This is a genomic window from Streptomyces sp. NPDC046335, assembly GCF_055587985.1.
In genome coordinates this window covers 137205-161685 of sequence record NZ_JBVJFF010000009.1, presented here as the reverse complement: position 1 = coordinate 161685, position 24481 = coordinate 137205, and the positions used below count along the sequence as shown (strand labels likewise).

General features: G+C 69.6%; 21 protein-coding genes. 13 read left to right on the top strand and 8 right to left on the bottom strand.

Annotation, left to right across the window (positions count from 1 at the left end; translation table 11 throughout):
• Positions 1-3 precede the first annotated feature (3 nt).
• From ACZ6JY_RS23160 to ACZ6JY_RS23125, 8 genes are all read left to right on the top strand, one after another.
• Positions 4-2964 carry a M14 family metallopeptidase gene (locus ACZ6JY_RS23160; RefSeq protein ID WP_469198320.1) on the top strand — a complete coding sequence of 987 codons (2961 nt, stop codon included), beginning with the start codon at positions 4-6 and terminating at the stop codon, positions 2962-2964.
• 189 nt (positions 2965-3153) lie between these two features.
• Positions 3154-4164 carry a type I glyceraldehyde-3-phosphate dehydrogenase gene (gene gap / locus ACZ6JY_RS23155; RefSeq protein ID WP_469198318.1) on the top strand — a complete coding sequence of 337 codons (1011 nt, stop codon included), beginning with the start codon at positions 3154-3156 and terminating at the stop codon, positions 4162-4164.
• A 100-nt stretch (positions 4165-4264) separates the two neighbouring features.
• On the top strand, positions 4265-5476 hold the full coding sequence (locus tag ACZ6JY_RS23150; RefSeq protein ID WP_469198316.1) for a phosphoglycerate kinase: 1212 nt from the start codon (positions 4265-4267) through the stop codon (positions 5474-5476).
• Positions 5477-5482: 6 nt separating this feature from the next.
• Positions 5483-6259: a triose-phosphate isomerase gene (gene tpiA / locus ACZ6JY_RS23145; RefSeq protein WP_469198314.1), complete on the top strand. Its 777-nt coding sequence runs from the start codon at positions 5483-5485 to the stop codon at positions 6257-6259.
• A gap of 123 nt (positions 6260-6382) precedes the next feature.
• The gene (gene secG / locus ACZ6JY_RS23140; protein WP_030784160.1) at positions 6383-6613 is read left to right on the top strand and encodes a preprotein translocase subunit SecG; all 231 of its coding nucleotides are present in this window, start codon (positions 6383-6385) and stop codon (positions 6611-6613) included.
• Positions 6614-6772: 159 nt separating this feature from the next.
• The gene (locus ACZ6JY_RS23135; RefSeq protein ID WP_003957010.1) at positions 6773-7108 is read left to right on the top strand and encodes an RNA polymerase-binding protein RbpA; all 336 of its coding nucleotides are present in this window, start codon (positions 6773-6775) and stop codon (positions 7106-7108) included.
• Between the two features lie 168 nt (positions 7109-7276).
• Complete coding sequence (pgi, locus tag ACZ6JY_RS23130) at positions 7277-8929, top strand: glucose-6-phosphate isomerase (protein ID WP_469198312.1); 1653 nt, start codon at positions 7277-7279, stop codon at positions 8927-8929.
• 294 nt (positions 8930-9223) lie between these two features.
• Entirely contained in the window at positions 9224-9508 is a 285-nt protein-coding gene (locus ACZ6JY_RS23125) for a DUF2087 domain-containing protein (RefSeq protein ID WP_469198773.1), read from the top strand.
• 42 nt (positions 9509-9550) lie between these two features.
• On the opposite strand, the gene pgl is transcribed toward ACZ6JY_RS23125, so the two are convergent.
• The 5 genes from pgl to tkt are packed head-to-tail and all read right to left on the bottom strand — an operon-like array spanning position 9551 to position 16129.
• Complete coding sequence (pgl, locus tag ACZ6JY_RS23120) at positions 9551-10315, bottom strand: 6-phosphogluconolactonase (RefSeq protein ID WP_469198310.1); 765 nt, start codon at positions 10313-10315, stop codon at positions 9551-9553.
• On the bottom strand, positions 10312-11361 hold the full coding sequence (opcA, locus tag ACZ6JY_RS23115) for a glucose-6-phosphate dehydrogenase assembly protein OpcA (protein ID WP_469198308.1): 1050 nt from the start codon (positions 11359-11361) through the stop codon (positions 10312-10314). Before opcA ends, pgl begins: the two co-directional genes overlap by 4 nt.
• On the bottom strand, positions 11358-12881 hold the full coding sequence (zwf, locus tag ACZ6JY_RS23110) for a glucose-6-phosphate dehydrogenase (RefSeq protein ID WP_469198306.1): 1524 nt from the start codon (positions 12879-12881) through the stop codon (positions 11358-11360). Before zwf ends, opcA begins: the two co-directional genes overlap by 4 nt.
• Positions 12882-12887: 6 nt before the next feature.
• Positions 12888-14006: a transaldolase gene (tal, locus tag ACZ6JY_RS23105; RefSeq protein ID WP_469198304.1), complete on the bottom strand. Its 1119-nt coding sequence runs from the start codon at positions 14004-14006 to the stop codon at positions 12888-12890.
• A gap of 35 nt (positions 14007-14041) precedes the next feature.
• Positions 14042-16129: a transketolase gene (gene tkt, locus ACZ6JY_RS23100; RefSeq protein ID WP_469198302.1), complete on the bottom strand. Its 2088-nt coding sequence runs from the start codon at positions 16127-16129 to the stop codon at positions 14042-14044.
• A 418-nt stretch (positions 16130-16547) separates the two neighbouring features.
• Here tkt and ACZ6JY_RS23095 point away from each other — a divergent pair, with 418 nt between their 5' ends.
• From ACZ6JY_RS23095 to ACZ6JY_RS23085, 3 genes are all read left to right on the top strand, one after another.
• Positions 16548-17501: a heme o synthase gene (locus tag ACZ6JY_RS23095; RefSeq protein WP_469198771.1), complete on the top strand. Its 954-nt coding sequence runs from the start codon at positions 16548-16550 to the stop codon at positions 17499-17501.
• A 95-nt stretch (positions 17502-17596) separates the two neighbouring features.
• On the top strand, positions 17597-17944 hold the full coding sequence (locus ACZ6JY_RS23090; protein ID WP_469198300.1) for a hypothetical protein: 348 nt from the start codon (positions 17597-17599) through the stop codon (positions 17942-17944).
• 207 nt (positions 17945-18151) lie between these two features.
• Entirely contained in the window at positions 18152-19243 is a 1092-nt protein-coding gene (locus ACZ6JY_RS23085) for an amidohydrolase family protein (RefSeq protein WP_469198298.1), read from the top strand.
• On the opposite strand, the gene ACZ6JY_RS23080 is transcribed toward ACZ6JY_RS23085, so the two are convergent.
• The 3 genes from ACZ6JY_RS23080 to ACZ6JY_RS23070 all read right to left on the bottom strand — a co-directional run bounded on the left by ACZ6JY_RS23080 (position 19240) and on the right by ACZ6JY_RS23070 (position 22067).
• On the bottom strand, positions 19240-20262 hold the full coding sequence (locus tag ACZ6JY_RS23080) for a COX15/CtaA family protein (protein WP_469198296.1): 1023 nt from the start codon (positions 20260-20262) through the stop codon (positions 19240-19242). The genes ACZ6JY_RS23085 and ACZ6JY_RS23080 overlap by 4 nt on opposite strands.
• 114 nt (positions 20263-20376) lie before the next feature.
• On the bottom strand, positions 20377-21147 hold the full coding sequence (locus ACZ6JY_RS23075; protein ID WP_469198294.1) for an ABC transporter permease: 771 nt from the start codon (positions 21145-21147) through the stop codon (positions 20377-20379).
• Positions 21144-22067, bottom strand: a complete 924-nt coding sequence (locus ACZ6JY_RS23070) for an ABC transporter ATP-binding protein (RefSeq protein WP_469198292.1) — start codon at positions 22065-22067, stop codon at positions 21144-21146. Before ACZ6JY_RS23070 ends, ACZ6JY_RS23075 begins: the two co-directional genes overlap by 4 nt.
• Before the next feature lie 217 nt (positions 22068-22284).
• Between ACZ6JY_RS23070 and ACZ6JY_RS23065 the strand changes: the two genes are divergently transcribed.
• Together ACZ6JY_RS23065 and sufB are read left to right on the top strand one after the other, a co-directional pair.
• Positions 22285-23025 carry a helix-turn-helix transcriptional regulator gene (locus tag ACZ6JY_RS23065; RefSeq protein WP_469198290.1) on the top strand — a complete coding sequence of 247 codons (741 nt, stop codon included), beginning with the start codon at positions 22285-22287 and terminating at the stop codon, positions 23023-23025.
• Entirely contained in the window at positions 23022-24443 is a 1422-nt protein-coding gene (gene sufB, locus ACZ6JY_RS23060) for a Fe-S cluster assembly protein SufB (protein WP_469198288.1), read from the top strand. Before ACZ6JY_RS23065 ends, sufB begins: the two co-directional genes overlap by 4 nt.
• Positions 24444-24481: the final 38 nt, after the last annotated feature.

Below are 24481 nucleotides of genomic sequence, written 5' to 3'. Positions count from 1 at the left end.
CTCATGAGACGAAGAGCGAGCGCGAGATCGATCCTCGCAGCGAGCGCACTGCTCATAGGCGGTCTCGCCGCCGCACCACAGGCCCAGGCGAGCGGAGCCGACAAGATCCCGGACGCCGACGACCCGGCGGCCGTGAAGGTCTACCAGGCCGAGGTCACCGAGAAACAGATACCGATTCTCGTGAAGGCCGGGCAGGACGCCCACGAACTCGCGAGCGAGGCTTCCGAGAAGGGCACGAAGCGCGTCGAGGTCTATCTGACCGAGGGGCAGGCGAAGGCCGTCGAGCGCCAGGGCGTCGAGCTCAGCGAGCACAAGATCTCGGCGGCCGCCGAGAAGCGCGTCGAGGCCGCGGGGGACGGCGTCTACCGCCCGTACAGCGGAAAGGGCGGCCTCAAGGAGGAGATCGTCAGGACCGGCCAGGAGAACCCCGGCATCACCAAGGTCGTCTCCATCGGCAAGACGATTCAGGGCAAGGACATCCTCGCCCTGAAGCTCTCCAAGAACGCCAAGAAGTCCAAGGACGGCTCCAAGCCGTCCACGCTGTACATGTCCAACCAGCACGCACGCGAGTGGATCACCCCCGAGATGACCCGCCGCCTGATGCACCACTACGTGGACGGCTACGGCAAGGACAAGCGCATCACCAAGCTCGTGAACTCCACCGAGCTGTGGTTCGTGCTCTCCGCCAACCCCGACGGCTACGACTACACGCACGCCGCCGACGGCGAGCGCCAGTGGCGCAAGAACCTGCGCGACATCGACGGCGACGGCAAGACCGCGCCGGGCGACGGCGTCGACCTCAACCGGAACTTCGCCTACAAGTGGGGCTACGACAACGAGGGCTCGTCCCCCGAGCCCTCGTCCGAGACCTACCGCGGCACGGGCCCGATGTCCGAGCCCGAGACCAAGGCGATCGACCGCTTCCAGAAGCGCATCGGCTTCACGTACGGGATCAACTACCACTCCGCGGCCGAACTGCTCCTCTACGGAGTGGGCTGGCAGGTCGCCACGCCGACCCCGGACGACGTGCTCTACCGGGCGCTGAACGGCACCCCGGAGAAGCCCGCGGTCCCCGGCTACCACCCGCAGGTCTCCTCCGAGCTCTACACCACCAACGGCGAGGCCGACGGCCACGCGGGCAACATCAACGGCATGGCGATGTTCACGCCGGAGATGTCCACCTGCCAGACCGCCTCGAACGTCGACCCCGACGACGCCTGGAAGCCCCAGGACTGCGCGTCCATCTTCACCTTCCCCGACGACGAGAAGCTGATCCAGCAGGAGTTCGCCAAGAACGTCCCGTTCGCGCTCGCCGTCGCCGAGACGGCCCTCCACCCCGACCAGCCGGTCTCCGTCACCGACATCGAGGCCCCGGACTTCACCGCCGACTCCTTCTCCACGTCGTACGCGCGCGGGGGCGACCAGGAGGTCGCCGTCACCGCCCGCAAGTCGGTGCGCGACAAGGAACTGAACTACCGGATCAACGGTGGCCGCACCCACGACGAGGACCTCAGGGCCTGGAAGGGCGGCGAGACGTACGGCGGCGAGGACAACCTCTACTTCGACCAGTACCGCGCCGAGGTCGAGGACGCGCGCGTGGGCGACAAGGTGGAGGTGTGGTTCACCGGCCGCGCCAAGAAGGGCCGCACCCACAGCGAGCACTTCACGTACACCGTCGCCGAACGCCCGAAGGCGAGCGTCCTCGTCGTCGCCGAGGAAGGCGCGCCGGCCGCCCAGACGCGCAAGTACGTCGACGCCGTGAAGGCCAACGGCCGCACCGCCGCCGTCTGGGACGTCGCGAAGCAGGGGGTCCCGCACCCGCTCGGCGTCCTGTCGCACTTCTCCGCGGTCGTCCACTACACCGGCGACCCCGTCCCCGGCGCCCCCACCCAGCTCGCCCTGCGCTCCTACCTCAACGAGGGCGGCAAGCTCGTCGAGGCCGGTGAGCGGACCGGCGCCGCCGTCGACCTGGGCGAGGCACGCTCCGACGACTTCGCGCAGTACTACCTGGGCGCCTACGAGCGGCTCTCCGCGCCCGGCGTGACCGGCTTCGAGGGCGCCGGCGCCCTCGCGAAGGCGAAGACCCCGCTCGGCGCCGCCGAGGGCAACCCCCTCGACAAGGCGGGCCGCTTCACCGTCACCTCCGACAACCTGCCCGCCAAGGAGTTCCCGCGGTTCAAGAGCGCCGCGGCCGGCTCCTACCCCGGCCTCACCAACCCGTACGCGCCCTTCGAGGGCCAGGGCATGGCCTCCGCCACCCACGCCGACCAGGACTACAAGCGGCTCACCCGCACCCTCGACCTGACCGGCGTCACGGCCGCCGACGCCCCGGAGCTGCGGTTCGCCCTCAACTGGAACCTGGAGGCCGGGTACGACCACGGGGTGCTCGAAGCGCGCACCGCCGGCGGCGACGACTGGACCACGCTGCCGGACAAGAACGGCAACTCCTCCGCGGCCGTGCCCGCCGAGTGCGAGGCCGGGTTCCTCGCCAACCTCCACCCGTTCCTGCGCCACTACCTGACCGTGGGCGCCGACGCCTGCACGGCCTCCGGGACGAGCGGGCAGTGGAACAGCTTCACCGGGTCCTCCAGCGGCTTCAAGCCCGTCGCCTTCGACCTGAGCCCCTACGCGGGCAAGAAGGTCGAGGTCTCCCTGAGCGCCGTCACCGACCCCTCCAGCGGCGGCCGCGGACTCTTCGCCGACGACGCCCGGCTGGTCGTCGGCGGCACCGCCACGGAGACCGAGGGCTTCGAGACCTCGCTCGGCTCCTGGGCCACCTCGCCGGCCCCGGCCGGGAGCCCCAATATCACAGGCGACTGGGCGCGCACCGGGGAGCTCTACCAGCCCCACGCGGCCGTCACAGCGCGTGACAGCGTGCTGCTCGGCTTCGGGTTCGAGCACGTACCCGGAAACGCCGAAAGGGCCGCTCTTATGGGCGCTGCCCTGGCACATCTGCGCGGCTGACGCTCAGTAATCGGGACCAAGGTCCCGGAGGCCCGTACCCCTACTCGGGGGTATGGGCCTTTGTGCCGCTTACGGCCTCTCTCAATGTCACTTCAGAGGCCTCGGAGAGGTAGGGTCGGAGGCGGTCGGGGACATCCCATACAACTCGCCGGCGTCTAAAACCGGCGTACCAACGAGGAGATCGGTTTCGTGACGATCCGCGTAGGCATCAACGGCTTTGGCCGCATCGGTCGCAACTACTTCCGCGCGCTGCTCGAGCAGGGTGCGGACATCGAAGTCGTGGCTGTCAACGACCTGGGTGACACCGCGACCACCGCGCACCTTCTGAAGTACGACACCATCCTGGGCCGCCTCAAGGCCGAGGTGTCGCACACCGAGGACACCATCACCGTCGACGGCCACACCATCAAGGTGCTGTCCGAGCGCAACCCCGCCGACATCCCGTGGGGTGACCTCGGCGTCGACATCGTGATCGAGTCCACGGGCATCTTCACGAAGAAGGCGGACGCCGAGAAGCACATCGCCGGCGGCGCCAAGAAGGTCCTCATCTCGGCTCCGGCCAAGGACGAGGACATCACCATCGTGATGGGCGTCAACCAGGACAAGTACGACCCGGCGAACCACCACGTCATCTCCAACGCGTCCTGCACCACCAACTGTGTGGCGCCGATGGCGAAGGTTCTCGACGAGAACTTCGGCGTCGTCAAGGGCCTGATGACGACGATCCACGCGTACACCAACGACCAGCGCATCCTTGACTTCCCGCACAAGGACCTGCGTCGCGCGCGTGCCGCCGCCGAGAACATCATCCCCACCACGACGGGTGCCGCGAAGGCCACCGCCCTGGTCCTGCCGCAGCTCAAGGGCAAGCTCGACGGCGTCTCGATGCGCGTCCCGGTCCCGACCGGTTCGGCCACCGACCTGGTCGTCGAGGTCTCCCGCGAGGTCACCAAGGACGAGGTCAACGCCGCGTTCAAGAAGGCCGCCGACGATGGCGACCTCAAGGGCTACCTGACCTACACCGAGGACCCGATCGTGTCCTCGGACATCGTCAGCGACCCGGCCTCCTGCACCTTCGACTCCCTGATGACCATGGTCCAGGAGGGTACGTCGGTGAAGATCCTCGGCTGGTACGACAACGAGTGGGGCTACTCCAACCGTCTGGTCGACCTCACGGTCTTCGTCGGCGGCCAGCTCTAACAGCCAGAGCAGGCACCCCGATGTGAGCACAGGGTTCGTCCCGCGCAATGATGCGCCGGACGGGCCCTGTCGCGTGTCAGCCCTCCCAAGGAGTCCAGTAGTGAAGACGATCGACGCACTTCTCGCCGAAGGGGTCGAAGGCAAGCGGGTCTTCGTCCGCGCCGACCTCAACGTGCCGCTCGCCGACGGCACCATCACCGACGACGGCCGCATCCGCGCCGTCCTGCCGACGGTCAAGGCCCTCGCCGACGCGGGCGCCAAGGTCGTCGTGGCCTCTCACCTGGGCCGTCCCAAGGGCGCCCCGGACCCCGCCTTCTCGCTGCTGCCCGCCGCCGAGCGGCTCGGCGAACTCCTCGGCGCGCCGGTCGCCTTCGCGCAGGACACCGTCGGCCCGGCCGCGCACGACGCGGTGGACGGGCTCCAGCCGGGCCAGGTCGCCGTCATCGAGAACCTCCGCTTCAACGCGGGCGAGACCAGCAAGGACGACGCGGAGCGCGGCGAGTTCGCCGACAAGCTCGCCGCCCTCGCCGATGTCTACGTGGGCGACGGCTTCGGCGCGGTGCACCGCAAGCACGCCTCCGTCTTCGACCTGCCGGCCCGCCTGCCGCACTACGCCGGCTACCTCATCGCCACCGAGGTCGGCGTCCTGAAGAAGCTCACCGACGACGTCAAGCGGCCCTACGCCGTGGCACTCGGCGGCGCCAAGGTCTCCGACAAGCTCGGCGTGATCGACCACCTCCTGGAGAAGGCCGACCGCATCCTCATCGGCGGCGGCATGGCGTACACCTTCCTCAAGGCCCAGGGTCACGAGGTCGGCATCTCCCTCCTCCAGGAGGACCAGATCCCGGCGGTGAAGGAGTACCTGAAGCGCGCCGAGGACAAGGGCGTCGAGTTCGTCCTCCCCGTCGACGTGCTGGTCTCGCCGGAGTTCCCGGACCTCAAGACCAAGGCCCCGGCCAACCCCACGACGGTCGCCGCGGACGCCATCCCGGCCGACCAGGAGGGTCTCGACATCGGCCCCGAGACCCGTAAGCTCTACGCCTCGAAGCTCTCCGACACGGCCACCGTCTTCTGGAACGGCCCGATGGGCGTCTTCGAGCACCCCGACTACGCCGAGGGCACCAAGGCGGTCGCCCAGGCGCTCCTCGACTCCCCGGCCTTCACGGTCGTCGGCGGCGGCGACAGCGCCGCGGCCGTGCGCACGCTGGGCTTCGACGAGAACGCATTCGGCCACATTTCCACCGGTGGCGGCGCCTCCCTCGAGTACCTCGAGGGCAAGACGCTCCCCGGCCTCGCGGCACTGGAGAACTGACACCTGATGACTACGCGCACTCCGCTGATGGCGGGCAACTGGAAGATGAACCTCAACCACCTCGAGGCCATCGCCCACGTGCAGAAGCTCGCCTTCGCCCTGGCGGACAAGGACTACGAGGCCTGCGAGGTCGCCGTCCTGCCGCCCTTCACCGATCTGCGCTCCGTGCAGACGCTGGTCGACGGCGACAAGCTCAAGATCAAGTACGGTGCCCAGGACATCTCGGCGCAGGACTCCGGCGCCTACACCGGCGAGATCTCGGGCCCGATGCTGGCCAAGCTGAAGTGCACCTACGTCGCCGTGGGCCACTCCGAGCGCCGCCAGTACCACGACGAGACCGACCAGATCTGCAACGCCAAGGTGAAGGCCGCGTTCAAGCACGGCCTGACCCCGATCCTCTGCGTCGGCGAGGGCCTGGACATCCGCAAGGCCGGTCAGCAGGTCCAGTACACGCTGACCCAGCTCGACGGCGGCCTGAAGGACATCCCCGCCGAGCAGGCCGAGAACATCGTCATCGCCTACGAGCCCGTCTGGGCGATCGGCACCGGCGAGGTCGCCACCCCCGAGGACGCGCAGGAGGTCTGCGGCGCGATCCGCGGCCGTCTCGCCGAGCTGTACTCGCAGGAGCTCGCCGACAAGGTGCGCATCCAGTACGGCGGCTCCGTCAAGGCGAAGAACGTCGCGGAGATCATGGCGCAGGCCGACGTCGACGGCGCGCTGGTGGGCGGCGCCGCGCTGGACCCCGAGGAGTTCGTCAAGATCGTCCGCTTCGGCGAGCAGTGAGTATGCGGTAGCGGCAATACGTCGTACCCTTGCGGGGGCCGGGCCGCCTCGTGATCCGAGGCCCGGCCCCCGTCGTCGATACAGAGTCGATTCAGATCCGAGGAAGTTGGTCCAGCCGTGGTTATGGGGTTCTCGATCGCCCTGATCGTCTTCAGCGCTCTGATGATGTTGCTGGTGCTGATGCACAAGGGCAAGGGCGGCGGTCTCTCCGACATGTTCGGTGGCGGCATGCAGTCCTCCGTCGGCGGCTCCTCCGTCGCCGAGCGCAACCTCGACCGCATCACGGTCGTGGTCGGTCTGCTGTGGTTCGCGTGCATTGTCGCGCTGGGTCTGCTGATGAAGGCGAACAACTGACGCCAGCCACTGGTCGCTTGTCCGGTGCACGCCCGCCTGCGCGGCTTATCATGGGGCTTGCGTCCGGGGTGGGGGTGTAACTCCGCACACTGGACGCGCGTTGGGCCTTACGTAAACTGAGGCGCCCGCAGCAGCACCATCACGCAGGGAGTTACGACCGTGGCAAGTGGCAACGCGATCCGTGGAAGTCGGGTCGGGGCGGGGCCGATGGGCGAGGCCGAGCGCGGTGAGTCCGCGCCGCGACTGCGCATCTCCTTCTGGTGCTCCAACGGACACGAGACACAGCCCAGCTTCGCGAGCGACGCGCAGGTCCCCGACACGTGGGACTGCCCCCGCTGCGGCTTCCCGGCGGGCCAGGACCGGGACAACCCGCCGGACCCGCCGCGCACCGAGCCGTACAAGACGCATCTGGCGTATGTGCGTGAGCGGCGCAGCGACGCGGACGGCGAGGCGATCCTCGCGGAGGCACTCGCCAAACTGCGGGGCGAGATCTGAGACTTGGCTACCGGCCGGACACCGAGAAGGTGTCCGGCCGGTTTCCTGTTTCGGTACGTGTGCGGACAGACGTCTTCAGATATCTCATACCGACCGCTGATCGATTAAGTTGGGAAGTGCAGCGGGGCAAGGTACGTACGTGGGTACGAGAGAAGGCTGAAGTCCGAGATGAACGCAGAAAGCCGCGCCAGGCTCAATCAGACGCCCGAGTGGGCGGCGCTCGCCGCCCACCGCGAGCAGCTCGGGGAGGTGCAGCTGCGTGACCTGTTCGCCGCCGATCCGGCGCGCGGCACGTCGTACACGCTCCAGGTCGGCGACCTGCACATCGACTACTCCAAGCACCTCGTCACCGACGAGACGCTGCGCCTGCTGCGCGAGCTCGCCGCCGCCACGGACGTCTTCGGGCTGCGGGACGCCATGTTCCGCGGCGAGAAGATCAACACCACCGAGGACCGCGCCGTCCTGCACACCGCGCTGCGCTCGCCGAGCGACACGGTCGTCCGGGTCGACGGCGACAACGTGGTGCCCGAGGTGCACGCCGTCCTCGACCGGATGAGCGCCTTCTCGGAGAAGATCCGCTCGGGGGAGTGGACCGGTCACACCGGCAAGCGCATCAAGAACATCGTCAACGTCGGCATCGGCGGCTCCGACCTCGGCCCCGCGATGGCGTACGAGGCGCTGCGCTCCTTCACCGACCGCGGCCTCACCGTCCGCTTCGTGTCGAACGTGGACGGCGCCGACCTGCACGAGGCCGTGCGGGACCTGGACGCCGCGGAGACGCTCTTCATCATCGCCTCGAAGACGTTCACCACCATCGAGACGATCACCAACGCCACCTCCGCGCGCGACTGGCTGCTCACCGAGCTGAAGGCCTCGCCGGAAGCCGTCGCCAAGCACTTCGTGGCCCTGTCGACCAACGCCGGGAAGGTCTCCGACTTCGGCATCGACACGGACAACATGTTCGAGTTCTGGGACTGGGTCGGCGGGCGCTACTCCTTCGACTCGGCCATCGGCCTCTCGCTGATGATCGCCATCGGCCCCGACCGCTTCCGCGAGATGCTCGACGGTTTCCACCTCGTCGACAAGCACTTCCGCGCGGCGCCCCCCGAGTCCAACGTGCCGCTCCTGCTGGGCCTGTTGGGCATCTGGTACGGCAACTTCCACGACGCGCAGTCGCACGCGGTCCTGCCGTACTCGCACTACCTCTCCAAGTTCACCGCGTACCTCCAGCAGCTCGACATGGAGTCGAACGGCAAGTACGTCGGGCGGGACGGCAAGGAGGTCGACTGGCAGACGGGCCCGGTCGTCTGGGGCACCCCGGGCACCAACGGACAGCACGCCTACTACCAGCTCATCCACCAGGGCACGAAGCTGATCCCCGCGGACTTCATCGGCTTCGCCGAGCCGGTCGCGGACCTGGCCCCCGGCCTGGCCGCCCAGCACGACCTGCTGATGGCCAACTTCTTCGCGCAGACCCAGGCGCTGGCGTTCGGCAAGACGCCCGAGGAGGTGCGCGCCGAGGGCGTCGCCGATGAACTGGTCCCGCACAAGACGTTCAAGGGCAACCACCCGACCACGACGATCCTCGCCAAGGAGCTGACCCCCTCGGTCCTCGGCCAGCTCATCGCGCTCTACGAACACAAGGTCTTCGTCCAGGGCGCCGTGTGGGACATCGACTCCTTCGACCAGTGGGGCGTCGAGCTCGGCAAGGTCCTCGCCAAGCGCGTCGAGCCCGCGCTGACCGAGGGCGCCGAGGTGCCGGACCTGGACGGCTCGACCACGGCCCTGGTCGCCAAGTACCGCACACTGCGCGGCCGTTGAGTCTCACCAGGTGTTAATGGGATGCGGGCGTCCGGCCCGGCGGGTGACACTGCTTCAGCTCTGTCACCCGCCGGGAGGGACCCCCGCATGGACCAGCTGCACGCCGCGCTCGCCGACCCCGAGAGACTGAGGCTGTACGCGCGCATCGTCCTGGACGACCTGCCGCCGCGCGAGGCGGACTCCGCCACCGCCCGCAAGCATCTGGGACGGCTCCTCTCCGCCGGGCTCGTGGAGCGGCAGTCCGACGGGTCGCTGCGGGCCGACCCCGCCGTCTTCCGGCGGGTGCCCGGACCGGTGGACACCCACCCCGGCGTGCCGCGCCGGCTGACCGGCTTCTTCTCGCACGGCCGCCTGACCGCCATCCCCGTGCGCCCCGTGGTGCGCCACGAGCTCCTGGTCCACCTCACGGACACCCTCTTCGACACCGACCGCGCCTACAGCGAGGGCGAGGTCAACGACGCCTTCCGTACGGTGCACGACGACACCGCCGCGCTCCGGCGGTACTGCGTCACCGACGGCCTCCTCGTCCGCGAACAGGACGGCAGCAGCTACCGCCGCGCCACCTTCGCCAACGCCTGAGGGCCCCGCACCGGACGGTGCGGGGCCCTCTTCGCGTATCGGCTAGTACAGCCCGGCGGGCAGCTTCGAGGCAGCCGCCTCGTCGAGCAGCCACAGGGTGCGGGAGCTGCCGCGGGCGCCGGCCGCGGGGGCCCGCACCTCGTCGGCCCCCGACAGGGCGATGGCCGCGGCCTCTGCCTTGTCCTCGCCCGCGGCGAGCAGCCACACCTCGCGCGCGGCCCGGATTGCCGGGAGCGTGAGCGAGATACGGGTCGGCGGCGGCTTCGGCGCGTCGTGCACGCCGACGACCATGCGCTCCGTCTCACGCACCGCCGGGAGCTCGGGGAAGAGCGAGGCGACGTGCGTGTCGGGGCCGACGCCGAGCATCAGGACGTCGAAGGCCGGCACCGAGCCGTGGTCCTCGGGGCCCGCCGCGGCGGCGAGCTCCGCGGCGTAGATCTCGGCCGCTGCGTCCGCCTCGTAGGGACCGTCCGACGCCGGCATCGGGTGGACGCGGGCCGGGTTGAGGGGCACCGCGTCGAGCAGGGCCTCGCGCGCCTGGGTGTAGTTGCGCTCCGGGTCGCCGTCCGGCAGGAACCGCTCGTCGCCCCACCACAGGTCGAGCCGCGACCAGTCGACCGCGTCCCGCGCGGGGGAGGTGCCGAGGGCCGCGAGCAGGCCGTTGCCGTTGCGGCCGCCGGTGAGGACCACCGACGCGTGGCCCTTGGCGGACTGCGCGTCGACGACTGTCGTGATGAGGCGGGCCGCGGCGGCCTGCGCCATCAGTTCCTTGTCGCGGTGGACGACCAGTTGAGGCGCCGCGGTCACTTGGCGGCCGCCTTCTTCGCGGGTGCCTTCTTGGCCGGCGTCTTCTTGGCCCCGGCCGCCTCGTCGCCGCCGCCCTGCTCCGCGCCCCTGTCGGGGGCGGTCTCCGTGACCGGTTCCGACGGCTTGCCCAGGCGCTCGACGCCGTACTTCAGGGCCGACGCGTAGGTGTCGTCCGGGTCGAGGCGGCGCAGCTCCTCGGCGATCAGCTCCGCCGTCTCGCGGCGCTTGAGCGCCACCGCGCGGTTGGGCTGGCCCTCGATGTGGAGCGTGGCGAGGGAGCCGTCGGCCCGGTCGAGCACGATGGGACCGCAGTCGGTCTCCATCCGCACCCCGGTCAGGCCGGGGCCCGGCGAGAGCGCGCGCTTCACGGGTACGTCGAGGCGGTCCGCGAGCCACATGGCGAGCAGCTCACAGCTCGGGTTGAACTCCTCGCCGTCCACCTGCACCGACTGCACCTTGCAGGCGATCTGGTCCAGGGCCGCGGCCAGCATCGAGCGCCACGGGGTGATGCGGGTCCACGACAGGTCGGTGTCGCCGGGGTGGTAGGCCTCGGCGCGCGCGGTCAGCTCCGCGATCGGCTCCTCGGCCGCGTACGTGTCCGTGACGCGCCGCTGGGCGAGGGCGCCGAGCGGGTCGTTGGCGGGGTCCAGCGGGGCGTTCACCGGCCACCAGACGACCACGGGGGCGTCGGGGAGCAGCAGCGGGAGCACCACCGACTGGGCGTGGTCGATGACCTCGCCGTACAGCCGCAGGACCACCGTCTCGCCGGTGCCCGCCTCGACGCCGACGCGGACCTCGGCGTCCAGGCGCGAGGTGGTGCGGTCCCGGGGCGAGCGCGCGGCGCGCTTGATGACCACGAGGGTCCGCGAGGGGTGCTCGCGGGACGCGTCGTTGGCCGCCTTCAGTGAGTCGTAGGCGTTCTCCTCGTCGGTGACGATGACGAGGGTGAGGACCATGCCGACGGCCGGTGTGCCGATCGCCCTGCGGCCCTGCACGAGCGCCTTGTTGATCTTGCTGGACGTGGTGTCCGTAAGGTCGATCTTCATGGCCGACGCCAGCTCCGTCCGTCTCGTGCGAGCATTTCGTCCGCCTCGGTCGGGCCCCAGGTGCCTGCCGGGTACTGCGCGGGCTTGCCGTGCTTGTCCCAGTACTGCTCGATCGGGTCGAGGATGTTCCAGGACAGCTCGACCTCCTCCGTGCGCGGGAAGAGGTTGGCGTCGCCGAGCAGGACGTCCAGGATCAGGCGCTCGTACGCCTCCGGGCTCGACTCGGTGAAGGACTCGCCGTACGCGAAGTCCATCGAGACGTCCCGGATCTCCATGGAGGTGCCGGGCACCTTGGAGCCGAAGCGGACCGTGATGCCCTCGTCGGGCTGGACGCGGATGACGATCGCGTTGTGCCCGAGCTCCTCGGTCGCGGTGTGGTCGAAGGGGGAGTGGGGCGCGCGCTGGAAGACGACCGCGATCTCGGTGACGCGGCGGCCCAGGCGCTTGCCCGTACGCAGGTAGAAGGGCACGCCCGCCCAGCGGCGGTTGTCCACCTCCAGCTTGACGGCCGCGTAGGTGTCGGTCTTCGACTTGGGGTCGATGCCCTCTTCCTGGAGGTAGCCGACGGCCTTCTCGCCGCCCTGCCACCCGGCGGCGTACTGGCCGCGGACCGTGCTCTCGCCCAGGTTCTTGGGCAGCCGCACGGCGCCGAGGACCTTCGCCTTCTCGGCGACCAGGGCGTCCGCCTCGAAGGAGGCGGGCTCCTCCATCGCGGTCAGCGCCATGAGCTGGAGCAGGTGGTTCTGGATGACGTCACGGGCGGCGCCGATGCCGTCGTAGTAGCCGGCGCGGCCGCCGATGCCGATGTCCTCGGCCATCGTGATCTGGATGTGGTCCACGTACGACCGGTTCCAGATCGGCTCGAACATCTGGTTGGCGAAGCGCAGCGCCAGGATGTTCTGGACGGTCTCCTTGCCGAGGTAGTGGTCGATCCGGAACACCTGGTCCGGATCGAACACCTCGTGCACGATCGCGTTCAGCTCGCGGGCCGAGGTCAGGTCGTGGCCGAACGGCTTCTCGATGACGGCGCGGCGCCAGGCACCCTGGGGCGCGTCGGCGAGGTCGTGCTTCTTGAGCTGCTGGACGACCTGCGGGAAGAACTTCGGGGGCACCGAGAGGTAGAAGGCGAAGTTGCCGCCCGTGCCCTGGGCCTTGTCCAGCTCCTGGATGGTGGCCTTGAGCTGCTCGAACGCCTCGTCGTCGTCGAAGTTGCCCTGGACGAAGCGCATCCCCTGGATGAGCTGCTGCCAGACCTCCTCGCGGAACGGCGTACGCGCGTGCTGCTTGACCGCGTCGTGGACGACCTGGGCGAAGTCCTCGTCCTCCCAGTCGCGGCGGGCGAAGCCGATGAGCGAGAAGCCCGGCGGCAGGAGACCCCGGTTGGCGAGGTCGTAGACGGCGGGCATCAACTTTTTACGGGACAAATCGCCCGTGACGCCAAAAATGACCAGGCCCGACGGCCCCGCGATACGCGGGAGCCGTCGGTCTGCGGCGTCACGCAGCGGATTGCTGCTTGACAAAGTGGGTCAGCCCTTCGAAGGAGCGAGGCGCTTGAGCTCGGCCTCGGTCGACTTGAGCAGGTCGGTCCAGGAGGCCTCGAACTTGTCGACACCCTCCTCCTCGAGCAGCTGCACGACCTCGTCGTACGAGATGCCGAGCTTCTCCACCGCGGCGATCTCCGACCGAGCCTGGTCGTAGGTGCCCGCGATGGTGTTTCCGGTGATCGAACCGTGGTCGGCGGTGGCCTCCAGGGTCGCCTCCGGCATGGTGTTCACCGTGTTGGGCGCGACCAGGTCGTCGACGTACAGGGTGTCCTTGTACGCCGGGTCCTTCACGCCGGTCGAGGCCCACAGCGGACGCTGCTTGTTGGCCTGCGCCTTGTCGAGCGCGGCGAAGCGGTCGGAGGAGAAGACCTCCTCGTACGCCTCGTAGGCGAGACGGGCGTTGGCGAGCGCGGCCTTGCCCTTGAGGGACTTGGCCTCGTCCGTGCCGATGCCGTCCAGGCGCTTGTCGATCTCGGTGTCCACGCGGGACACGAAGAAGGACGCCACCGAGTGGATCTTCGAGAGGTCCAGGCCGCGCTCCTTGGCCTTCTCCAGGCCTGCCAGGTACGCGTCCATGACCATGCGGTAGCGCTCGAGCGAGAAGATCAGCGTGACGTTGACGCTGATGCCGAGGCCGATGACCTCGGTGATCGCCGGGATGCCCGCCTCGGTGGCCGGGATCTTGATGAGCGCGTTCGGCCGGTCCACCAGCCAGGCGAGCTGCTTGGCCTCGGCGGTCGTCGCCTTGGTGTTGTGCGCCAGGCGCGGGTCGACCTCGATCGACACACGGCCGTCCTGGCCGCCCGTCGCGTCGAAGACGGGGCGCAGGATGTCGGCGGCGTCACGGACGTCCGCCGTCGTGATCATCCGGATGGCTTCCTCGACGGTGACCTCACGGGCCGCGAGGTCGGAGAGCTGCTGGTCGTAACCGTCGCCCTGCGAGATGGCCTTCTGGAAGATCGAGGGGTTGGTCGTGACGCCCACGACGTGCTGCTGGTCGATCAGCTCGGCGAGGTTGCCGGACGTGATCCGCTTGCGCGACAGGTCGTCCAGCCAGATCGCGACGCCTTCTTCGGAGAGGCGCTTGAGTGCGTCTGTCATGGAAATTACATCTCCTACTTGGTCGTATATGGGCGTCAGCGCTGAGCGGCGGCGATCGATTCCCGCGCCGCCTCGGCCACCTTGTCGGCGGTGAACCCGAACTCACGGAAAAGCACCTTCGCGTCCGCGGAGGCGCCGAAGTGCTCCAGGGACACGATGCGGCCGGCGTCGCCGACGAAGCGGTGCCAGGTCAGGCCGATGCCCGCCTCGACCGCCACGCGCGCCTTCACCGAGGGCGGCAGCACGCTGTCGCGGTAACCCTGGTCCTGCTCGTCGAACCACTCGACCGACGGCATCGAGACGACCCGCGTCGGGACGCCCGCGGCCTGGAGCTGCTCGCGCGCCTCGACGGCGAGCTGCACCTCGGAGCCGGTGCCGATGAGGATGACCTCCGGCTCGCCGCCCTCGGCGTCGAAGAGGACGTAGCCGCCCTTGGCGGCGTCCTCGTTGTGCTCGTACGTCGGCACGCCCTGGCGGGTCAGCGCGAGGCCGTGCGGGGCGCCCACGCCGAACTCCTTGGTGTAGCGCCGGAGGATCTCGCGCCAGGCGATGACGGTCTCGTTGGCGTCGGCGGGACGGACCACGTTCAGGCCCGGGATGGCGCGCAGCGAGGCCAGGTGCTCGACCGGCTGGTGCGTCGGGCCGTCCTCGCCGAGACCGATGGAGTCGTGCGTCCACACGTACGTCACCGGGAGGTGCATCAGCGCGGACAGGCGGACGGCGTTGCGCATGTAGTCGGAGAACACCAGGAAGGTGCCGCCGTAGATGCGGGTGTTGCCGTGCAGCGCGATGCCGTTCATCTCCGCGGCCATGGAGTGCTCGCGGATGCCGAAGTGGACCGTACGGCCGTACGGGTCGGCGCCGGGCAGCGGGTTGCCCGTGGGCAGGAACGACGACGTCTTGTCGATCGTCGTGTTGTTCGAGCCCGCGAGGTCGGCGGAGCCGCCCCACAGCTCGGGAATGACCCCGCCGAGCGCCTGGAGGATCTTGCCGGAGGCGGCGCGGGTGGCGACGGCCTTGCCGGCCTCGAACTCCGGGAGCTTCTCCTCCCAGCCTGCGGGCAGCTCGCCCTTGGCGACGCGGTCGAATTCGGCGGCGCGCTCGGAGTTGGCGGAGCGCCAGGCGGCGAAGCCCTTCTCCCACTGGGCCTTGGCCTCGGTGCCGCGGTCCAGGGCCTTGCGGGTGTGCGCGATGACCTCGTCGGAGACCTCGAAGGACTGCTCCGGGTCGAAGCCGAGGACGCGCTTGGTGGCGGCCACCTCGTCGTCGCCGAGCGCCGAGCCGTGGGCGGCCTCGGTGTTCTGCGCGTTCGGGGCCGGCCAGGCGATGATCGAGCGCATCGCGATGAAGGAGGGACGCTCGGTCTCGGCCTTGGCGGCCTGGATCGCGGCGTAGAGGGCGGCCGGGTCGAGGTCGCCGTTCTCCTTGGGCTCCACGCGCTGGACGTGCCAGCCGTAGGCCTCGTAGCGCTTGACGGTGTCCTCGGAGACCGCGGTCTCCGTGTCGCCCTCGATCGAGATGTGGTTGTCGTCCCACAGCAGGACCAGATTGCCGAGCTTCTGGTGCCCGGCCATCGAGGACGCCTCCGCGGAGATGCCCTCCTGGAGGCAGCCGTCACCGGCGATGGCGTAGATGAAGTGGTCGAACGGGGAGGTGCCGGGGGCCGCCTCCGGGTCGAACAGGCCGCGCTCGTAGCGGGCGGCCATCGCCATGCCCACGGCGTTGGCGACGCCCTGGCCCAGCGGGCCCGTCGTCGTCTCCACACCCGTCGTGTGCCCGTACTCCGGGTGGCCCGGAGTCTTCGAGCCCCAGGTGCGGAACGCCTTGAGGTCGTCGAGCTCCAGGCCGAAGCCGGCCAGGTAGAGCTGGGTGTAAAGGGTCAGTGACGAGTGGCCCGCGGAGAGGACGAACCGGTCGCGGCCGGTCCAGTCGGCGTCCGCCGGGTCGTGCCGCATCACCTTCTGGAAAAGCGTGTACGCGGCGGGCGCGAGGCTCATGGCCGTACCGGGATGGCCGTTGCCGACCTTCTGTACGGAATCCATGGCCAGGACGCGAGCGGTGTCAACGGCTCGCTGGTCCAGTTCGGTCCACTCGAGGTCTGTGGTGGTCGGCTTGGTGCTCACCCTGAGTCAGGGCTCCTCTCCACATGTCGAATGCCGGCGATGTCGATCTCACCGGCCGTAGTCGAGCCTACCGCTGCTAAGGCGTGCATTTTTTCGACTCATTCCAGACTGCCGGGACAACCGGGTATCCGCCTCCTGAAAGGAATAAGCGCCGATTCGCCATGTGAATACACAAGCGCTCATGTGACCGCTCAAAGGGCTCTCCGTATCGCTCATGTGTCCGCTCAAAGGACAGCGGATACCGCTCACGTGACTGCCCGGCGGACATCCGGTACCCCCGGGTGCGGCGGTCAACACGACCCCACCCCCGCGAAGAGCGAAGTATGGGCAACGTCTACAGTGGCGTGGTACGCGCGGGTCTTTACCGGATCTTCATGTCAGAAGTGCTGGTCGGCCCGCTGGGATGTCTCTGTCAGGGGTGTGCGTGACGGCCGTTGAATCCCGTCCAGCGGGGGTTTCCGGGACGGAACTTAGCCCGAGCCATCGGCCGTTCGGGGCCCGTGTCAAGGCGTTCGTGGCTCTGACCAAGCCGCGGATCATCGAACTCCTCCTCATCACCACCGTTCCGGTGATGTTCCTCGCCGAGCAGGGCGTGCCCGACCTGTGGCTGGTCCTCGTGACCTGCGTGGGCGGGTATCTCTCGGCAGGGGGCGCGAACGCGCTCAACATGTACATCGACCGCGACATCGACGCCCTGATGGACCGGACGTCGCAGCGGCCACTGGTCACCGGCATGGTGAGCCCGCGCGAGTGCCTGGTCTTCGGCATCGGCCTCGCGGTCGTCTCGACGCTGCTCTTCGGCCTCGCCGTGAACTGGCTCTCCGCCTGGCTCTCGCTCGGCGCGCTCCTCTTCTACGTGATCGTCTACACGATGATCCTCAAGCGGCGCACCTCGCAGAACATCGTCTGGGGCGGCATCGCGGGCTGTCTGCCGGTCCTGATCGGCTGGTCCTCGGTCACCAACTCCATGTCGTGGGCGCCGATCGTCCTCTTCCTGGTCATGTTCTTCTGGACGCCGCCGCACTACTGGCCGCTGTCCATGAAGGTGAAGGAGGACTACGCGCGCGTCGGCGTGCCGATGCTGCCGGTCATCGCCTCCAACAAGGTGGTCGCCCGCCAGATCGTCCTCTACAGCTGGGTCATGGTCGCGGTCTCCCTGCTCCTCCAGCCCCTCGGCTACACCGGGTGGTTCTACACCGTGGTGGCGCTGGTGACCGGCGGCTGGTGGCTCTGGGAGGCGCACGGGCTCCAGAACCGCGCCAAGTCGGAGGCCACGGGCGGCAAGCTCAAGGAGATGCGGCTCTTCCACTGGTCCATCACCTATGTGTCGCTGCTCTTCGTCGCGGTGGCCGTGGACCCCTTCCTGCGCTGAGTCCCCCGCTGTTCTCGACGGGCGGGGCGTGTGGTGTCGTACACCACGCGCCCCGCCCGTCGCGCGTTGATCTACCCGTCGGTAGCATCCTGCTCATGGCAGAGACCGAGCAGGTTGAGGACAGCAAGAAGGCGGCCAGGGCCGAGCGCCGGGCGGCCAAGCTCGCCAAGGAGATCGGCGCCTTCGCGCAGGCGCACGGCGGGGCCGAGGGGCAGCTCGCCTACATCGGGCACGAGGGCACCCGCATCGTCCTGGTCGGCGAGGACGGCGGCTGGGGCGACCTGGTGGCGCCGACCTACGCCGTGGCGCAGAGCGCCGTGGAGAAGGCCGGGATCACCGTCCACGAGGACTTCGACGGGGAATTCGCCGCGAAGGTGGAGACCGGTCCCTACGAATGGACGCGCATGGCCGGGATCCAGGTCGGCGGACCGAAGAACAAGTGAGGCATGCCCCGATCGGGCGAGGGGCACCGAACGGACGGGCCCCGGGCGGCTGAGCAGCGCGGGAACGGCTGAGGTCGCCCTCCGGGGGACTGTTTCGCGTCTCTGTTCGGCACGCAGTGGCCGGATAAAGGCAACACCAGACGCCGGGGTCACCCGTTAGGACCGGTACGAGCCAGGTCCATTCAGCGGGAGTCCTCGGGAGTCCGCATGATCGAAACGCCGTCCCTGGTGGACCAGTACTGCCATGGCGTCCTCCGTACGGAGCTGGGCCTCGGCACGTTCGAGACCCACCTCGGCCGGGGCGGGGGACCGCCCGCCCCCGGCACCACCTTCTTCGACACCCAGACCGGCTTCGCGGTGCGCCGCCTGTGCCCGCCGCTGCTCGGCCTCGATCCGCACTGCCCGCCGGTCCGCTATCTGGCCAGGCGCCGCGATCTGGGCGTCCTGGAGTCGGGGCGGCGCCTGCTGCGGGGCAGCGGCATCACCACGTACCTCGTCGACACCGGGCTGCCGGGGGATCTCACGGGGCCCGGCGAGATGGCCTCCGCCGGCGATGCCGAGGCCCACGAGATCGTCCGCCTGGAGCTCCTTGCCGAGCAGGTCGCGGACACCTCGGGCACCGCCGACTCCTTCCTCGCTAACCTCGCCCAGTCCGTGCACGCCGCGGCCGCGGGCGCCGTCGCCTTCACCTCGGTCGCGGGGGTGCGCCACCCGCTCGCCCTGACGGCACGGCCGCCGGGTCCCGGCGAGGTGCGGGGTGCGGTGGAGCGCTGGCTGGGGAGGCGGCAGGTGGGCGGGGAGCTCGCCGATCCCGTCCTGCTGCGGCATCTGCTCTGGATCGCGGTGGATTCGGGGCTGCCGCTCCAGCTACACGCGGGGGCGGGGGACCCGGGGACGTACTTCGGGGACTTCGCGCGGGCCACCGCGGGGCTCGGCACCGACCTCGTACTGCTGCACGGCTATCCGTACCACCGCAGCGCCGCACACCTCGCGGCGGTCTTCCCGCACGTCTACGCCGACCTCGGCCCCGCGCTCGTGCGCACCGGGGCGCGGGCGGCGGCCGTACTGGCGGAGATCCTCGAACTCGCGCCCTTCGGCAAGCTGCTGTTCTCCAGCGGCGCGCACGGCCTGCCCGAGCTGCACGTCGTGGGGGCGCACCTCTTCCGTGAGGCGCTCGGCACGGTCCTCGGGACCTGGGTCGCGGAGGGGGCCTGGTCATTCACCGACGCCCAGCGCGTCGCTGGCCTCCTCGCGGCGGGCAACGCCCGCCGCGTCTACGGCCTCCCGGAGGCCGCCTAGACCGCCGAGAGCTGCGCGTCGTCCTTCGGGGCGGGTACCTCGGCCGTGGCGGCCGGGCGCTCACGCAGGGAGAGGAGCACGCGCATCACGGCGATCCACACCAGGCACGAGCCGAACATGTGCAGGCCGACCAGGACCTCCGGCAGGTCCGTGAAGTACTGGACGTAGCCGATGGCGCCCTGCGCGAGGAGGATCAGGAACAGGTCACGGGTGCGGGCCAGCGGGCCGGGCGGCGCGTCGACCGCCTTGAGGACGAACCAGAGGGCGAACGCCAGCGTCACCACGATCCAGGCCAGGACCGCGTGCAGCTTGGTGACGCCCTCCCAGTCGAGCCCGACGGGGGCAAGGTTCATCCGCGGCACGTCGCTGGAGTCGCCGGCGTGCGGTCCCGCGCCGGTCACGACCGTGCCCACCGCGATCAGCAGCGCCGAGGCCGTGACCAGGACCCATACGAGCTGTGCCACGGCCCTGCCGACCAGCGGGCGCGGCTCGGCGTCGCCCTCACGGGTGCGCTGCCACATCGTGACGGCGACCGCGATCAGGGCGCTGGAGAGCAGGAAGTGCGCGGCGACGGTGTAGGGGTTCAGGCCGACGAGGACCACGATGCCGCCGAGCACGGCATTGCCCATGACCAGCCAGAACTGGGCCCAGCCGAGCAGGGTGAGGCTGCGCCGCATCGGCTTCTGGGAGCGGGCCGCGATGATCGCCCAGCCGACGGCCGCGCACAGCACGTACGTCAGCATGCGGTTGCCGAACTCGATGGCCCCGTGGAAGCCCATCTCGTGGGTCGCCGTCAGGGAGTCGTCCGTGCACTTGGGCCAGGTCGGGCAGCCGAGCCCCGAGCCGGTCAGGCGGACGGCGCCGCCGGTCACGACGATCACGACCGTCATGGCGAGCGAGAGGAAGGCCGCCCGCTGGACGGTCCGCTGAGTGGGAGTCCAGCGCTCGGCGATGTAGGCGAGCGGGTTCCGCGCGGCTTGAGCGACGTCGGCTCGGGTCACGTTTGGCACGGGTCCCATCGTAGGGGGCCGCTTGTGCACGGCTTCACGAGGGGGACGTATGCGGTGCTTCTGTGACGCCGGTTACGCCGGGCCGGTGACGTCGGGCCGTGGCGCCGGGCCGTGGCGTCGCTCCTACTCCCAGCGGAAGAACTTCGCCGCCGCGCCGAGCCCGAGCACCGCCCACACCGCCAGGATGCCGAGGTCGCCCCACGGCAGGCCCGCGCCGTGCTGGAGCACGTCGCGCAGCCCGTCCGAGAGCGCCGAGACGGGCAGCAGGCCCAGCAGCGTCTGCGCCGCGTCGGGGAACTTGTCCAGCGGCACGATGACGCCGCCGCCGACCAGCAGGAGCAGGAAGACGAGGTTCGCCGCGGCCAGCGTCGCCTCGGCCTTGAGGGTGCCCGCCATCAGCAGGCCGAGCCCGGAGAACGCCGCCGTGCCGAGCACCAGGAGGAGCAGTACGGAGAGCGGGTTGCCGTGCGGCGACCAGCCGAGCGCGAAGGCGATGGCCGTGAGCAGCACGATCTGAAGGACCTCGGTGACCAGGACCGACAGGGTCTTCGCCGCCATCAGGCCCCAGCGGGGCAGTGGCGAGGCGCCGAGCCGCTTGAGCACGCCGTAGCGGCGCTCGAAGCCCGTCGCGATGGCCTGCCCGGTGAAGGCGGTGGACAGGACGGCGAGCGCGAGGATGCCGGGCGCGAGGAAGTCCACGGCCTCGCCCTCTCCGGTGTCGACGATGTCGACCGCGCTGAAGAGCACGAGCAGGAGCGTGGGGATGACGACCGTGAGGAGGAGCTGCTCGCCGTTGCGGAGCAGCATCTTCGTCTCCAGCATGGCCTGGGCGGCGATCATGCGGGGGAGCGGGGCGGCGCCCGCCTTCGGCGTATACGTACCGGCGGCGCTCATCCGCGCAGCTCCTTACCCGTGAGCTCCAGGAAGACGTCTTCCAGGGTGTGGCGTTCGACCGCGATCCGGTCCGGCATGACTCCGTGCTGGGCGCACCACGACGTGACCGTGGCCAGGAGCTGCGGGTCGACCGTGCCGCTGACGCGGTAGGCGCCCGGCGTGAGCTCGGCCGCCGCCGAGTCCGGTGGCAGCGCCTTGAGCAGCGAGGCGACGTCGAGGCCGGGGCGGCCGGTGAAGCGCAGGGTGTTCTCGGCGCCGCCGCGGCACAGCTCGTCGGGGCTGCCCTGGGCGATGACCTTGCCCGCGTCGATGACGGCGACGTCGTCGGCGAGCTCCTCGGCCTCGTCCATGTGGTGCGTGGTGAGGATGACGCCGACGCCGTCGCGGCGCAGGTCGCGTACGAGGTCCCAGGTGGCCCGGCGGGCCTGCGGGTCCAGGCCGGCGGTCGGCTCGTCGAGGAAGACCAGATCGGGCCTGCCGACCACGGCCATCGCGAGCGCGAGCCGCTGCTGCTGGCCGCCGGAGAGCCGCCGGTAGGTGGTGCGGCCGCAGCTCCCGAGGCCGAGGCGCTCGATGAGGTCGGCCACATCCAGTGGTTCGGCATGGAGCTTGGCGACATGGCGCAGCATCTCGTCCGCGCGGGCGCCGGAGTAGACGCCGCCGGACTGGAGCATCACGCCGATGCGGGGCCGCAGCGCGTCGGCCTCGCGGACGGGGTCGAGGCCGAGCACCCGGACGGTGCCGGAGTCCGGTCTCCGGTAGCCCTCGCAGGTCTCGATCGTGGTGGTCTTGCCCGCGCCGTTGGGGCCGAGGACGGCGGTGATGCCCGCCCCTGCCGTGAGGTCGAGACCGTCGACCGCGGTCTTGTTTCCGTACCGCTTGACCAGACCCTGGATCTGGACGACGGGCTCGTTTCGCATGGTGAGCCAGTCTAGGGACGCCGGAGGCCTCCCGGGCGCGCGGGGCGGAACCGGATGGCCGCGCCCGGGAGGGCCGACCCCCGCTCCCGCCTGCCCCGGCGCGCCCCCCGTGATCATTTCCGCAGGTCAGCTTAGGTGAACCTAAGTGACGCAGCGCACCGGGAGGTGATCGCGGCGCGGGTTGTCAGGGTCTGAGGAATTACGCAACAATGGCGTTGTGAAAAACGTTGGCGAGGCTCCGCAGGAGGAACTCGTGACCGGGGAGCGCTCCACGCGCAACCGGGTCGCGCGGTCCATCCTGGACCATGGCCCCTCCACCGTCGCCGACCTCGCGAAGCGCCTCGGCCTCACCCAGGCGGCCGTCCGCAGGCACCTCGACACACTCGCCCATGAGAATGTCGTCGAGCCCCGCGAGCAGCGGGTCTACGGCGCGCGGACCCGTGGCAGGCCCGCCAAGGTGTTCGCCCTGACCGACTGCGGCCGCGACGCCTTCGACCAGTCGTACGACAAGCTGGCCGCGGACGCCCTGCGGTGGATCACCGAGCACCACGGCGAGGAAGCGGTGGTCGCGTTCGCGAAGGCACGGATCGCCGCCCAGGCCGATACGTACAGGCAGGCGATCGACGCGGCGCCACCCGAACGGCGCACCGAGGCTCTGGCGAAGGCGTTGACCACCGACGGGTACGCTGCTACGGCGCGCACCGCGCCGGTCGGAGAGCAGCTCTGCCAGCACCACTGCCCGGTCGCCCACGTCGCCGAGCAGTTCCCGCAGCTGTGCGAGGCGGAGACGGAGATGTTCTCCGAGCTCCTGGGCACGCACGTGCAGCGCCTCGCCACCATCGCCCACGGAGACGGCGTCTGCACGACGTTCATCCCGCGCAGCGGCGGCAGCACCCCCCAGACAGCACAGACCACCAATTCAGCATCAGCACGCACGGCCGGGAGGAACCCCGCATGACGCTCCCCACGGAGACTGCCCACCCCGAACTCGATGGTCTGGGCACGTACGAATACGGCTGGGCCGACTCCGACACCGCCGGTGCCTCTGCCAAGCGCGGCATCAACGAGGACGTCGTCAAGGACATCTCGCAGAAGAAGTCCGAGCCCGAGTGGATGACGAAGCTGCGCCTGAAGGGCCTGCGGCTCTTCGACAAGAAGCCCATGCCCAACTGGGGCTCGGACCTGTCGGGCATCGACTTCGACAACATCAAGTACTTCGTGCGGTCCACGGAGAAGCAGGCACAGTCCTGGGAGGACCTGCCCGAGGACATCAAGAGCACGTACGACAAGCTCGGCATCCCCGAGGCGGAGAAGCAGCGCCTCGTCGCCGGTGTCGCGGCGCAGTACGAGTCCGAGGTCGTCTACCACCAGATCAACGAGGAGCTCGAGGCGCAGGGTGTCATCTTCATGGACACCGACACCGCGCTGAAGGAGCACCCGGAGCTCTTCAAGGAGTACTTCGGCACCGTCATCCCGGTCGGCGACAACAAGTTCGCGTCGCTGAACTCCGCGGTGTGGTCCGGCGGCTCGTTCATCTACGTGCCGAAGGGCGTGCACGTCGAGATCCCGCTCCAGGCCTACTTCCGCATCAACACGGAGAACATGGGCCAGTTCGAGCGGACCCTGATCATCGTCGACGAGGGTGCCTACGTGCACTACGTCGAGGGCTGCACCGCGCCGATCTACAAGTCGGACTCGCTGCACTCCGCCGTCGTCGAGATCATCGTCAAGAAGGGCGGCCGCTGCCGCTACACGACGATCCAGAACTGGTCGAACAACGTCTACAACCTGGTCACCAAGCGCGCCGTGGCGTACGAGGGCGCGACCATGGAGTGGATCGACGGCAACATCGGCTCCAAGGTGACGATGAAGTACCCCGCCGTCTACCTCATGGGCGAGCACGCCAAGGGCGAGACCCTGTCCATCGCCTTCGCGGGCGAGGGCCAGCACCAGGACGCCGGCTCCAAGATGGTCCACATGGCGCCGAACACGTCCTCCAACATCGTCTCCAAGTCGGTGGCGCGCGGCGGCGGTCGTACGTCGTACCGCGGCCTCGTCGAGATCGGTGAGGGCGCCCACGGCTCGAAGTCGAACGTGCTCTGTGACGCGCTGCTCGTGGACACGATCTCCCGCTCGGACACCTACCCCTACGTCGACGTCCGCGAGGACGACGTGTCGATGGGTCACGAGGCGACGGTCTCCAAGGTCTCCGACGACCAGCTCTTCTACCTGATGAGCCGCGGCATGACGGAGTTCGAGGCCATGGCGATGATCGTGCGCGGCTTCGTCGAGCCGATCGCCAAGGAGCTCCCGATGGAGTACGCCCTGGAGCTGAACCGGCTGATCGAGCTGCAGATGGAGGGCTCGGTCGGTTAAGACCGGCCGCGCCCCGTAGCAGCGAGCAGTTTCCTTAC